We start from the raw sequence: 12,462 nt of genomic DNA, 5'->3' as shown, positions 1-12,462 counted from the left end.
AGTTAAGCTCTGTTTTAAAGTAACAGGGCTTTAGGAGAGATGCTGATCATCTGCCGGGTTCTGGCAAAATAAATCCATCAAAATGAAGCGAATCGCTGTCAATTCAACGGGCTATTTGGCTTATACTCAGGCTTTAAATAAAATATCTTTTTGCTTTAAGATTTTGAACTGCCATTAAAAAAATGGATTGAGATGCTGCCGTCCTGGGCAGACCGCGATATGTATGGATAAACGATGGCAAATATAATTCTGGTTGCGCTATTTCCTTTAATCTTTCTGATTGCGTTGGGCTATGTACTCAAGCGCTTTAGGTTTTTAGAAGATAAATTCTGGCACGGTGCAGAAAAGCTCAACTACTATCTGCTGTTCCCGGTGATGCTGTTTTTGGGCCTGGCGCATGCCGAAATTCAGGCCAGCGAAATTCGCCACATGATGCTGGGAGCGGGTCTGACCCTGCTGATTGCGGTTTGTCTGTTATATATCCTCAAGGCGCTGTATGGCACTGCAGCGGCACGTTTTGGCGTGTATATGCAGGGCATGGTGCGTTTTAATACCTATATCGGTCTGGCGCTGTCGGCGTCTTTGTTTTATCAGCAAGGTATGGCGCTGTTTGCTATTCTGCTGGTGTTTTGCATTCCTCTGGTCAATATTCTCTCGGTTTTGGCTCTGACCAATTCAGAAGGGATGCGCTTGCAATCCATCCTGTTATCATTGTTGAAAAATCCCTTAATTTTAGGCTGTATTGCAGGCGGGGTGTTTAATCTGCTGAATTTACGCTTATGGATTGGCTTTGAAAATTATTTAAAACAGATTGCCATTTCCAGTTTGCCATTGGGCTTGATGTGTATTGGTGCAGCATTACAGTTTCAGGGGCTGCGTAAAGATCTGCGGACCTTGTTATTAAACACTTTTGGACGCTTGCTGTTGATGCCGATGATTGCGTTGGCGACCTGTCTGGCATTGAATCTGCCGGCCCTACATACCCAGATTCTGGTGATGTTTTTTGCCTTACCGACGGCCTCATCGGCTTATATTCTGACCAAAGTTTTAGGGGGAGATAGCCAGCTGATGGCCAGTGTGATTAGCCTGCAGACTGTGTGTGCGGCGTTCAGTTTGCCATTGATTTTGTGGTGGGTGATGTAAAGCGCTGTCAGGTTTTAATCATAGAGACGATAAATACCGCTAAAACGCTCGCAGCCTTTTTGTTCAGTACGCACGGCTAAATAAGCCTTCTGGAAGTCGAGCTGGTAATTGCAGTCATGTTCATTATCAATAATATGCTGCTTTTGCTGCGGTGAGGTATAGGCCAGTAAGGAAATGGTTTGGGTGTCTAGCTTGTTGTTTGGACTGCGATAGGCCACACCTTCAATTTTAATACTGTCTTTATTTAGTTGATGAATCTGCAAATGTACCGGCTGCTTGGCCAGTTGTCCCTGTTCAAATTTCAGATAATGCTGGGTCATGCTCTGGTTCATCGAGCTAAAGAAATTTAACTGATCCAGACGCGCTTCAAACTGCTGTTTAAAACACTCGGTCGTTTTACACTGCTGCGCACGTTTAAACCAGAGCTGATGGGTATCTTGCAGAATACGCAGCGGGGCATCAGTCACCAGAAAAGCCGTCAGAAACTGATCATTGAGCTGCTCACGAATCTCCTGTAAATCGGCATGGCAGATTTTATTGAAAGCAGGCGTGTTGGCCTGCTCGCAATTGATTTTCTGTGCATGCGACAGCGGGGTGCCCGCGGCGCCCAAAAACAACAGGGTTCCAATGATTTTTATAAGATTCATCTCGGTTTTCAACAGCATGATCGCTTATACTTTCATTAGCTTGCGTAAGCTAACTATAGCGAAAGAGAAACTGTGAATACAAGATTTCAATCGTTTATTTCTGAAGGAGTTGAATATGGTTGCACAAATACGAATTGGGCAGGGAATAGACGTACATGCCTTTGAAGAAGGCGATTTTGTGACATTGGCTGGGGTTAAAATTCCACATACCCATGCTCTGAAAGCCCACTCAGATGGGGATGTGATTTTGCATGCGCTATGCGATGCCTTATTGGGTGCATTGGCACTGGGCGATATTGGGCAGCATTTTCCCGATACTGATCCTGAATTTAAAGGCGCTGACAGCCGGGTGTTGCTGAAGCATGTTTATCAGCTGATTTTAGACCGCGGTTATCTATTGAATAATGCCGACATTACCGTGGCCTGTGAACGCCCGAAACTGGCCAAGCACAATCTGGAAATGCGCCAGAGCATTGCCGATGTACTGGATGTGGATGTGACTCAAATCAGCATTAAAGCCACCACCACGGAAAAATTAGGCTTTACCGGCCGTCAGGAAGGAATTCTGGCTACAGCTACGGTGTTAATTTGTCACGCAAAGTGATCGGTTTTCATTAAGGAAATTTGCAGTTCCTGGGTTGCTTTACGGCCCTGAAGTTGTAAGGCAACAGCATGAATCAGACCGGTCCAGGTTTCATTCGGTTCCCAGATCTGGTGCAACATTTCCTGCGCGGTAGGCATGTCCATATTCATATAATACTGACGATATAAATACATCAGGCTGCTGACATGCTGATTGGTACCGCAGTGCAACCACACCATCTGATCCTGCACTAGATGATCAATCAGGTCTAAAATCAGCAGACATTGGGCGTCAGATGGAGTTTCCCAAGAGATGGGCAGTTGTACATAGTTTAGGCCCAGTTCCAGACAGATTTTATCTTCATTGGCTAGATGCTGCTCGGCATCACTCAGTGCGACATTAACCACAGTGGTAATGCCATATTCTTTAATCTGACGTAACTGTTCCGCATTCGGCTGGCCGGATGTGTACAGGTGTTCATGCACAAACTGAAAGTGATCAATTTGGCTTAAAGCGGTTTCAATTTCATTCATCAGATAAAATTTCCTGCAACTGAAATGGAAACGCCATCTTGACGATGGCGTTTTTGAGTCAGTTTTAGCGGCTGGCTAAAACCTCTTTCAATGCTTCATGCATCTCAAGCAGGGATTTTTCAGTGGTTTCCCAGTCGATGCATCCATCGGTAACAGACTTACCATACTCCAAATCGCAAAGATTTGCAGGAATATCTTGACGACCGCCTTTCAAATGACTTTCGACCATAATCCCGACAATTGATTTATTGCCATCTAAAATCTGTTCGGTGATGTTTTTTAAGACCAGTGGTTGCAGGTACGGGTCTTTGTTGGAGTTGGCATGACTGGTGTCAATCATGATTTTGGTGCTGACTTTGGCTTTAATGAGCGCTGCTTCTGCATCGGCGACTGAACCGGCATCATAGTTTGGCTTGCCATTACCACCACGCAATACCACGTGTGCATAGTTGTTACCGTTGGTACGAATTACCGACACCTGACCATGTTCGTTCAAGCCCAGGAAGCTATGACCATGTTTTACAGACTGCATTGCGTTGGTCGCAACAGTTAAGCCGCCATCGGTACCATTTTTAAAGCCAACCGGTGAAGACAGGCCAGAAGACATTTCACGGTGAGTCTGACTTTCTGTGGTACGCGCACCAATCGCTGACCAGGAAATCAGATCCTGATAATACTGTGGAGAGTTCGGGTCCAGTGCTTCAGTGGCACAAGGCAGACCTTTTTCATTCAGTTCCAGCAGCAGTTTACGGCCAATACGCAGACCTTTTTCAATATTGAAAGAGTCATTCATGTCCGGGTCGTTAATCAGACCTTTCCAGCCCACGGTCGTACGCGGTTTTTCAAAGTACACCCGCATTACGATGTATAAGGTATCTTTTACTTTTTCGCTCAGCACTTTCAGGCGGTCTGCATAATCATGTGCTGCCACAGGATCATGAATCGAGCAAGGCCCAATGACCACAAACAGACGTTTGTCTTTACCATCAAGAATATTGCGGATGGTTTCACGACCTTTCAGTACGGTGTGATAAGCAGAGTCAGTCAGTGGAAGTTCTGCTTTGAGTTCAGCAGGGGTCACAAGTGGCTGGATGCTTTTAATATTCACATCATCGATATCTGAAGGTGTAATAGGGTTAGACTGTAAAGTGTTCATTGCCGTCACTGGTTTAATCGTATACAAGATTGTTTAATAGCCTGAATATAACACGAATATAGCAGCCTATTGTTATAAAAAAGATCAATAGATTATTGAAAAAAAAGTGATGAATCGCAGAGATAAATTAAACTGGCGATGTTTTTTCAGCGCTCACCACCATCGCCGCTTCAACTGGTTGTGCCGGTTTGGATTTGACCGGGTTCAGCATAAAGTTCACTCCAAGCGCAAACAGGGTAATGCCCAGCACTTTACGGATAATTTTTTCAGGTAAACGTGAACTGACTAAAGTACCGACCACAATTGCTGGAATAGAACCGACCAGTAACCACATCAGCAGCTCAAAATCGACATTGCCCGAGGTCATGTGTCCCATACCGGCGACAAAGGTCAGTAAGACTGCGTGGACCACATCGGAGCCGATAATGCGGATCATCGGCAAGTTCGGGAACATAAGCACCAGCGCCATAATGCCAAACGCACCTGCACCCACCGAAGATAGGGTGACGAACACACCCAGGACAATTCCCATCACCACAATCATCACACGTTTGTTGGTGGCCTTCAGGTCGACCTTTTCCAGGTCTTGGGTCATATCTGGCAATTCATGTTTGCGATATTTGTTGAAGAATTTTTCAATCTGGCTGCGGAAAATAATAGATATGCCGGTTAGGGTCAGCATAAAGCCCAAGACCATGGTCAGCACAGCTTTATAATGCGTGGACTGACTTAAATAGTTGTCGAGTACCCAATGCGTTGCAAAAGACGCCGGGATACTGCCGACAGACAGCCAGATCACAATTGGCCAGACGATATTCATTTTTTTGGCATGGACCAGTGAACCACAGAATTTGGAAATTGCGGCATAGAGCAGATCGGTACCAATGGCAATGTGCGGTTCAATCTTAAACAGGCTGATTAAAATCGGGGTCATTAACGAACCACCGCCTACACCGGTCACACCTACACAGAAGCCAACCAAAACACCTGCCAAAATAAACTCAACTGCACCAAACATGGGGATATGCCATACATCAAAAAACGTGCTTATCTTATGACTTTCGGATATAAGTCGTTGGCATGATTAATGATTTGCTTATTCTAAAAAATGCTAAAGATGAGAAAAAGATCAACATTTATAGTGAAACAGCGTGGAGTAGATCTATCTGAAATCTGCTGGATTTAAAGCTGAAAAAAAGGGGATTTTTTAGTAAAAAGATCAGGATGTGCAGGGCCGAATAGACGGATTTTGTGATGACAGCGCAGCAAAATGGAAAGATAAAAAGATTAAAAATAGCAGGAAATTTCACTTTAAAATTATTATTTGTGTATTCAGTGTCATTACATAGGGATGACATGTGTTGGGGTTTTGGATTTTATTTGATCAATCTTTCAGCATGATAAAAAGCAGTTAATGGTCATGAAACTGCAAGTCAGGTGGAATAGAGTGAGATAAAGCGGTGAAAGCGTGATAAATGAATGGGCCCAGCACAGCATCATCAATCAAACCTGATAGCCATACTGGATAAAAACAAAGCAGTTAAAATATAGAAAAACCTGAATTTTTTCTCAGCTCAGGACAAACAGTCGTTACAGTCACTTCAAGCAGAATATGTTAAAATTCCACGCAGCAATTGAAGGAGCAAGGTCTTGCAAAAACGAAAACTGAAAATAGGCATTGTGGTGGGAGAAGTTTCTGGGGATACCTTGGGTGCCAGACTGATCCGCCGTTTTCGTGAGCAAGGCATTGAGGCTGAATTTGAAGGTATTGGCGGCCCGCAAATGATTGCTGAAGGCTTTAAAAGCTATTATCCGATGGATATTTTGTCGGTCATGGGCATTGTTGAAGTCTTAAAAGACATTAAAAAGCTGTTTGCCGTGCGTGATGGACTGGTTGAACAGTGGAGCAAGGAGCCGGTCGATGTTTTTATTGGGATTGATGCGCCGGATTTTAACCTGCGTTTATCGAAAAGCCTGAAGCAGAAAAGTCCAAGCATTAAAACCGTGCAGTATGTCAGTCCTTCGGTCTGGGCATGGCGTCAGGGCCGTGTCCACGGCATTAAAGCCAATATTGATCTGGTGCTGTGTTTATTTCCATTTGAAAAAGCCTTTTATCAAAAATGGCAGGTTCCGGCTGCCTTTGTCGGGCATCCATTAGCGAGTCAGTTGCCTGTCGATAATAATCTGGCCGATGCCAAACTGGAACTGGGGCTGGAAGCTTCGCAAAAGCATATTGCCTTATTGCCCGGTAGTCGTCGTGGTGAAATTGAGCGTTTAGGGCCATTGGTTCTGGCAGCCGCTGAAATTCTGGCTGCGAAATATCCAAACTATCACTTCTTAATTCCCGCCATTAACGATGCGCGTAAACAGCAGATTGAAAGTTTATTACAGCATTGTGCTGCTGATCTGAGATCACGGGTTAGTCTGCTGGAAAATACCGATACAGAATCAAAAATTGGCCGTCAGGTCATGAATGCAGCGGATATTGTTGCGCTGGCTTCAGGTACTGCAACGTTGGAAGCGATGTTATTGCATCGTCCAATGGTGACTTTTTATAAGCTCAACCGGATTACCTACTGGATTGCCAAACTGCTGGTTAAAATTCCGTATTACTCGCTACCGAATATTATTGCCGGCAAAAAAGTCATTGAAGAGCTGATTCAAGAAGAGGCTACACCAGAGCGTCTGGCGCATGAAATTGAAAAGCTGATGCATATTGAAGCTGCACAAATTCAGGTGATGCAGCATCGTACCATGCATAAACAGCTGCTATCCGGCAATTGTGAAGACCCGGTGGCAGCAATTCTGGCTATTTTATAAGAGCCTGCTGAAACTGCTGCCGGTACTGGCTTGGGGTCAGGAAAAACTGCTTTTTAAAAGTCTGGCTAAAGGCAGTTTCAGAAGAGTAGCCAACTTTATAGGCAATTTGCTGGATTGAGAGCTGGCCATGACGTAAATATTGAGCCGCCAGCCTTAAGCGATGCTGCTGCAAATAGGCCAGTGGAGATTCGCCAACAATCTGGGTAAACAGATTGGCAAATTTTGAGCGCGACATGCAGCATTGTTCGGCCAGGGTTTCGACGGTCCAGCTTTTTTCCGGTTGTCCATGAATGGCGGTTAAAGCATTGGACAGTTCCGGATGGGTCAGGGCACTGAGCCAGTTATTAGAATCATTCAGCTGGGCAATATAATCACGCACACATTCAATAAATAAAATACTGATCAGATGATCAAGAATTTTATCGCGGCCGGGCCGGATCTGATGGCTTTCTACTGCCAGAAACTGTAAGCCAATTTGCAACCATTCTGGCGCAGTGCTGCTCATAATATGATGAATATGCATATAGTCCGGCAAGGCATTTAACAGCGGCTTGGCCATAATGCTGTCCATTGTGCCGTGCATGGCTAAAATAAATGATTTTTCACCGGATGCTTCACCAAACTCGATGGTCTGCTGGCGTTTCTGCTGAAACAGGTCACTAATATCCAGGGCATCTAGCCACTCCAGTTGCGTGCTACTTTTGCCAACATGGCTACAGCCGGAAGGAATCAGCACAATATCACCGGCCTGCGCATAGACCTGACGCTGGGTCGATAATTCCAGATATAATTCACCACTTAGTACCACATAGGCAATAATGGCGCTGTGATCCTGATATTGAAATGCCCAGTTTCCCTGTGGATTCAAATAGATAAATTCAGATTTGTTGAGATGAATATCATCAAAAATTTTACTTAAAGCATCCATACCGGGTTGATATCTTCTTATTTCGAGCTTAGCTATTTGGTCATTAAGCCTGAATTTATCGTGTGATGAAAGGCCAATTTCAGGCAATGTGGGCCAAAGACGTTTACATAGCTTTTTTGGACGTTTGCAACTGTTCTCTGTGGCTTGTTTGCTGAAATATATAGATAAGTTAAGCAGGATGGAAGTGCAGGCAATGAATGCTCCGCTACAGCTCACAGAACAACAACAGCAATTTTTACTTGGAAAATCCGGTCTGGCTTTAGATAAAAAACGTTATTTATGGCTGATTAGCCCATTTTTACCGGTTTTGGGTATTGGGATTCTGGCCGGTTACCAGTTTGCACCGAAACCATTTAAAACTGTATTTGCCCTAGGTGGACCACTGTTAATTCATGTGATTATTCCCAGCATTGATACTCTGGTTGGTAAAGATGAGCACAATCCAAGCCCGGAAGAAGTCAAGCTTTTGGAGCAGGATCCGTATTATTCCCGTTTGGTAAAAAGTTTTATTCCTTTGCAGTATATCGCCAATATTTATGCGGCCTATCTGGTATCGCGTAAAGAGACTTCGCTGCTGGATAAAATTTTTCTGGGTGCGTCGATGGGACTGGTTAATGGGGTGGCGATTAATACTGCGCATGAATTGAGCCATAAATCCTCCAAACTGGAGCATTATCTGTCGCATCTGGCACTGGTACCATCGGGGTATAACCATTTCCGGATTGAACATCCGTATGGGCATCATAAACGTGCTGCAACCCCAGAAGATCCGGCGTCTTCCCGTATGGGCGAAACCTTTTATGAGTTCTGGCCACGTACGGTGAAAGGCTCGTTTAAATCGGCAATTGAAATTGAAACCCAGCGTTTAAAACGCAAAGGCAAGAATTTCTGGTCCAAAGACAATGAATTGCTACAAGGTTGGGGCATGAGTGCGCTGTTTCATGCCGGAATGCTGGCCAGCTTTGGGAAAGGCATTGTGCCGTATTTAAGCACGCAGGCCTTTTATGCCATCAGCCTGTTTGAACTGGTCAATTATATTGAGCATTATGGCTTGCTTCGACAAAAAGATGCGCAGGGCAAATATGAGCGTACCCAGCCGGAACATAGCTGGAACAACAATAATATTGTCACCAATCTGTTTTTATATCAGTTACAGCGTCATTCTGATCATCATGCCTATCCGACCCGTCCATTTCAGGCCTTGCGACACTTTGATGAAGCGCCTGAATTGCCAAGCGGTTATGCCAGTATGTTGCTGCCGGCGCTGATTCCACCGCTGTGGTTTAAAATGATGGATAAGCGCGTGTTCAAGCATTACAAAGGTGATTTAAACAAAGCCAATATCCAGCCGAAACGCCGTTTAAGCCTGTTTAAAAAGTTCGGCCTGAAGGCAGATTAATTGTATAAAAATCCATTCGACTGTTTTAATCAGCCCTATGGTGAGTAGGGCTTTTTTGTACTCAGGCGGTTGATGTTATGCAGATTTATCTGCATTTAAAGCTCTTTTCCATCCAGATTTCACAGGCATGACTATGACCGGTCTGGCCTTGTGGGGCAGATAAATGTACAAACCCCAGCTTTTCATAGAGTTTTACTGCCTGCCACAGTGATGCTGTGGTTTCCAGATAGCAGGACTGAAAACCAGCCTGTTGGGCAAAGTCAAAAGCGTGTTCCAGAATCTGTTTGGCAAACCCGTAGCCGCGTACCTTCGGCAGAAAATACATTTTCTGGATTTCTAGGCGGCTTGCATCGCCCTGTAAAGGCGCAGCTCCGCCACCACCAAAAATATCGCCCTGATCATTGGTAACGACCCAATACTGTGCGTGTGGCTGTGAATACGCCGCATATAAATTATCGACCGCAGCATCGGCCACGGCAAAACCGGATTCTGGCGCCAGTCCAAATTCTTTGGAAACCTCACGAATAATACGGGCCAGTGCAGGATTGTCTTGGGCTTGAATCGGGCGTAAAAAATACATAAGCGCAGTGCTAAAAGATAAAGAGATGAATTTTATCACTAAATATTCATCTCTTGAGCAGATTTGAGGCACATCTATTGGACTTTAAATGTCGCTTGATGCTGTACTCGGTATCTTATTTAAGTTCACTGGAACTTTTGCCCAGTTCACGTCGGGCAATAATCAGTTGCTGAATTTGCTGGGTGCCTTCAAAAATATCCAGGATTTTGGAATCGCGCGCCCATTTTTCCAGCAGTTCATCTTCGTTATAGCCCACAGCGGCGGCCAGTTCTACACACTTCAGGGTAATTTCATTCCCGACACGGCCAGCTTTGGCTTTGGCAATTGAGGCTTCTTTGGAATTAGGCTGCTTGTTATCGGCCATCCAGGCAGCTTTAAGCATTAATAAACGCGCTGCTTCCCATTCGGCTTCCATCCGATAAATCTGCGCGGCTATCTGGGAGCTGTGTAAATAGGCGGTCTGATAATGCTCATCCAGCTCATGTTTAAAAATCTGCTTTATCCGTTCCAGGGATGCTTTGGCACAGCCAATGGCCATGGCCGCGACCAAAGGACGGGTGTTGTCAAAGGTTTCCATCACCCCGGCAAAGCCTTTGGAGACATCAATCTCGGCATTGCCAAGCAGGTTGCTGGCTGGCACCCGGCAATCGACAAAGCTGATGGCTGCAGTATCGGAGGCTTTAATCCCGAGTTTATGCTCCAATCGCTCTACGGTCATGCCGGGCGTGCCTTTCGGCACCACAAAAGACTTGATGGCAGCACGGCCGAGCTTTTTATCCAGCGTGGCCCAGACCACCACGGCATCGGCGCGTTCACCCGAGGTCACAAAGATTTTCTCGCCATTCAGGATATAATCATCGCCATCTGTGACCGCTGTGGTGCGAATTGCCGCTGAATCAGAGCCGCAGCCGGGTTCGGTAATGGCCATGGCGGCCCAGGTGCCGTGAAAACGCTGTAACTGCTCGTCATTGGCCACCGCAGCAATGGCGGAGTTCCCCAGACCCTGACGCGGCATACTCAGCAGCAGGCCGGTATCGCCATAACACATTTCGACAATACTTAAAGCGGTGGACATATTGACGCCATTTTTATTGCCACTGGCGGTATCGCCACGTTTATTCACCGCAGCGCCGGCGTTCATGCCATCGCCACCTGCATTCATGCCGTCGACCACTGAGGCCAGCATATCCAGTTCTTTCGGGTAGGCATGTTCCGCCTTATCATATTTACGTGAAATTGGACGCAGGACATTCAGGGCAACCTCATGTGCCTGATCAATCAGCAGTTTAAATTTTTTCGGGTTCTGTAAATTCATGGGCTGTTCCTTATTTTTATGGTTATTTAGGCATGCAGGCCAGACTGGACAATCGCGGTCGCGCGCAGATCACGATACCAGCGCTCGACCGGATGTTCTTTGGTAAAGCCGTGACCGCCCAGAATCTGCACGCCATTTGTGCCAATTTGCATGGATTTTTCTGCACATAACAAGCGTGCCAGATAGGCTTCCCGATGAAAGTCCTGTCCAGCTTCGGCCAGACTGGCAGCATTCAGCACTAGCATGCGCATCGCATCAATTTCAATCGCCATATCGGCAATCATAAAAGCCACACTTTGACGATGTGAGATGGGCTCGCCAAAGGCCGTGCGCTGGTTGGCATAGTCAATACAATAGGCTTTCACGGCTTCGCAGCACCCAACCGCCATGGCACACCAGACTAAATTACCCAAATCAATAAAAGCACTATAGTCAAAATCATCATCGCCCAGACGTTCGGCTGGGGTATGCTGAAAACTGAGGGTGACTGTTTCTGTGGCCTTCAGCCCCATTGCCGGGCTTTTTTGTGCACGAATGCTGCTGTCGCGTTTCACCACAAATACTTCTGGCTGGCCATTGAATTCAGCACTTACCAGATACAAGTCCGCCGTTTCACCCAGCATTACCAGAGTTTTTTCACCCTGAATCCAGTACTGGCCCTGGCTAAAAGTGGCTTGTGTATTTAAACGCAGCGGATCAAAAGCCGGTGTAGCTTCCTGCACGGCAAAGCTGGCGCGCAGTTCCGAATCTTCTGCAAAACTGGTCAGATAACGTGACTGGATGCTTTCAGAACCCCAGCGGGTCAGGGCATTGATTACCCCAAAGGTCGACAATAAACCTGCGGTCAGGCTGAAATCACCCCGGGCCAAATGCTCGGCCATCAGAATATTAGTGACAATATTCTGCTCGCTGGCCACGCCACCCAAAGCCTCCGGCAGTGCATAATCATTCAGGCCCAAATCCTGACTGTGTCGCCATAACACTTCGGGAAACTGTTCCAGATGATCCGCCTGATGCGCCAGTGGATAAAGCACCTCTGTGGCAAACTGCTGCATGGTATCTACCGTCATTTGCTGTTCTTCGCTCAGGCTTAAATCAAACAGGGATTTTTGCTGATGGGGTAAACGCTGTCTGGGTACATCATCGTGCTTTTGAAAAGCTTTCTGGGTCACGCTTAAGGTTTTAAAGCCGGCTTTGGCACCCTGATATAAAGATTTTTCTACAAATTTACGCAGTTTGAGCTGGTCTAAAACCTCGCTGCTGGCAAGCCGAGTGAGCAGCGACAGTCCAAATCCTTGGGCCTTGTTTACCATATTGGTCATTGTTGTTGTTCCATCATGCGGGTGATTATTTTTATG

Annotated in this window: 12 protein-coding genes; 4 read left to right on the top strand and 8 right to left on the bottom strand. The window is 45.9% G+C overall.

Annotated elements, in window-relative coordinates; translation table 11 throughout:
• Positions 1–234: 234 nt before the first annotated feature.
• Entirely contained in the window at positions 235–1,143 is a 909-nt protein-coding gene (locus FTU86_RS02650; protein ID WP_005177626.1) for an AEC family transporter, read from the top strand.
• Positions 1,144–1,157: 14 nt separating this feature from the next.
• Here the strand turns inward: FTU86_RS02650 and FTU86_RS02645 are convergent, their stop codons facing one another.
• A complete protein-coding gene (locus FTU86_RS02645) occupies positions 1,158–1,808 on the bottom strand; it encodes a hypothetical protein (RefSeq protein ID WP_005177627.1) in 651 nt (216 codons plus the stop codon).
• 97 nt (positions 1,809–1,905) lie between these two features.
• On the opposite strand from FTU86_RS02645, the gene ispF reads away from it, so the two are divergent.
• Positions 1,906–2,394, top strand: a complete 489-nt coding sequence (gene ispF / locus FTU86_RS02640) for a 2-C-methyl-D-erythritol 2,4-cyclodiphosphate synthase (protein WP_005177629.1) — start codon at positions 1,906–1,908, stop codon at positions 2,392–2,394.
• Here ispF and FTU86_RS02635 read toward each other — a convergent pair.
• From FTU86_RS02635 to FTU86_RS02625, 3 genes are all read right to left on the bottom strand, one after another.
• Entirely contained in the window at positions 2,382–2,906 is a 525-nt protein-coding gene (locus FTU86_RS02635; protein WP_160243251.1) for a protein tyrosine phosphatase family protein, read from the bottom strand. The genes ispF and FTU86_RS02635 overlap by 13 nt on opposite strands.
• A gap of 64 nt (positions 2,907–2,970) precedes the next feature.
• On the bottom strand, positions 2,971–4,062 hold the full coding sequence (locus FTU86_RS02630) for a 3-deoxy-7-phosphoheptulonate synthase (protein ID WP_180036315.1): 1,092 nt from the start codon (positions 4,060–4,062) through the stop codon (positions 2,971–2,973).
• 127 nt (positions 4,063–4,189) lie between these two features.
• Positions 4,190–5,080, bottom strand: a complete 891-nt coding sequence (locus tag FTU86_RS02625) for a sulfite exporter TauE/SafE family protein (protein ID WP_104490724.1) — start codon at positions 5,078–5,080, stop codon at positions 4,190–4,192.
• Between the two features lie 632 nt (positions 5,081–5,712).
• Between FTU86_RS02625 and lpxB the strand changes: the two genes are divergently transcribed.
• Positions 5,713–6,882 carry a lipid-A-disaccharide synthase gene (gene lpxB, locus FTU86_RS02620; protein ID WP_045795717.1) on the top strand — a complete coding sequence of 390 codons (1,170 nt, stop codon included), beginning with the start codon at positions 5,713–5,715 and terminating at the stop codon, positions 6,880–6,882.
• Here the strand turns inward: lpxB and FTU86_RS02615 are convergent.
• Complete coding sequence (locus tag FTU86_RS02615) at positions 6,872–7,810, bottom strand: AraC family transcriptional regulator (protein WP_180036316.1); 939 nt, start codon at positions 7,808–7,810, stop codon at positions 6,872–6,874. The two genes, lpxB and FTU86_RS02615, sit on opposite strands and share 11 nt — an antisense overlap.
• Before the next feature lie 193 nt (positions 7,811–8,003).
• Here FTU86_RS02615 and FTU86_RS02610 point away from each other — a divergent pair, with 193 nt between their 5' ends.
• Positions 8,004–9,209 carry an alkane 1-monooxygenase gene (locus FTU86_RS02610; protein WP_168381374.1) on the top strand — a complete coding sequence of 402 codons (1,206 nt, stop codon included), beginning with the start codon at positions 8,004–8,006 and terminating at the stop codon, positions 9,207–9,209.
• An 85-nt stretch (positions 9,210–9,294) separates the two neighbouring features.
• Here the strand turns inward: FTU86_RS02610 and FTU86_RS02605 are convergent, their stop codons facing one another.
• The 3 genes from FTU86_RS02605 to FTU86_RS02595 all read right to left on the bottom strand — a co-directional run bounded on the left by FTU86_RS02605 (position 9,295) and on the right by FTU86_RS02595 (position 12,426).
• The gene (locus FTU86_RS02605) at positions 9,295–9,789 is read right to left on the bottom strand and encodes a GNAT family N-acetyltransferase (protein ID WP_104498771.1); all 495 of its coding nucleotides are present in this window, start codon (positions 9,787–9,789) and stop codon (positions 9,295–9,297) included.
• A gap of 115 nt (positions 9,790–9,904) precedes the next feature.
• On the bottom strand, positions 9,905–11,104 hold the full coding sequence (locus FTU86_RS02600) for an acyl-CoA dehydrogenase family protein (protein ID WP_180036317.1): 1,200 nt from the start codon (positions 11,102–11,104) through the stop codon (positions 9,905–9,907).
• Between the two features lie 26 nt (positions 11,105–11,130).
• Positions 11,131–12,426: an acyl-CoA dehydrogenase family protein gene (locus FTU86_RS02595; RefSeq protein ID WP_005177643.1), complete on the bottom strand. Its 1,296-nt coding sequence runs from the start codon at positions 12,424–12,426 to the stop codon at positions 11,131–11,133.
• Between the last annotated feature and the right edge of the window lie 36 nt (positions 12,427–12,462).

The sequence above is a fragment of the Acinetobacter sp. YH12155 genome (genome assembly GCF_013418255.1).
In the GTDB taxonomy this organism is placed as follows: domain Bacteria; phylum Pseudomonadota; class Gammaproteobacteria; order Pseudomonadales; family Moraxellaceae; genus Acinetobacter; species Acinetobacter indicus.
Note: the sequence above shows the minus strand (reverse complement) of the source record. Positions and strands in the feature narration are given on the sequence as shown.

Bases quoted from the DNA above. Each gene is read 5' to 3' on its own strand.
- FTU86_RS02605 (WP_104498771.1), bottom strand. From the start codon at position 9,789: ATGTATTTTTTACGCCCGATTCAAGCCCAAGACAATCCTGCACTGGCC.
- FTU86_RS02625 (WP_104490724.1), bottom strand. From the start codon at position 5,080: ATGTTTGGTGCAGTTGAGTTTATTTTGGCAGGTGTTTTGGTTGGCTTC.
- FTU86_RS02615 (WP_180036316.1), bottom strand. From the start codon at position 7,810: ATGGATGCTTTAAGTAAAATTTTTGATGATATTCATCTCAACAAATCT.
- ispF (WP_005177629.1), top strand. From the start codon at position 1,906: ATGGTTGCACAAATACGAATTGGGCAGGGAATAGACGTACATGCCTTT.
- FTU86_RS02635 (WP_160243251.1), bottom strand. From the start codon at position 2,906: ATGAATGAAATTGAAACCGCTTTAAGCCAAATTGATCACTTTCAGTTT.
- FTU86_RS02610 (WP_168381374.1), top strand. From the start codon at position 8,004: ATGAATGCTCCGCTACAGCTCACAGAACAACAACAGCAATTTTTACTT.
- FTU86_RS02630 (WP_180036315.1), bottom strand. From the start codon at position 4,062: ATGAACACTTTACAGTCTAACCCTATTACACCTTCAGATATCGATGAT.
- FTU86_RS02650 (WP_005177626.1), top strand. From the start codon at position 235: ATGGCAAATATAATTCTGGTTGCGCTATTTCCTTTAATCTTTCTGATT.
- FTU86_RS02595 (WP_005177643.1), bottom strand. From the start codon at position 12,426: ATGACCAATATGGTAAACAAGGCCCAAGGATTTGGACTGTCGCTGCTC.
- FTU86_RS02645 (WP_005177627.1), bottom strand. From the start codon at position 1,808: ATGCTGTTGAAAACCGAGATGAATCTTATAAAAATCATTGGAACCCTG.
- FTU86_RS02600 (WP_180036317.1), bottom strand. From the start codon at position 11,104: ATGAATTTACAGAACCCGAAAAAATTTAAACTGCTGATTGATCAGGCA.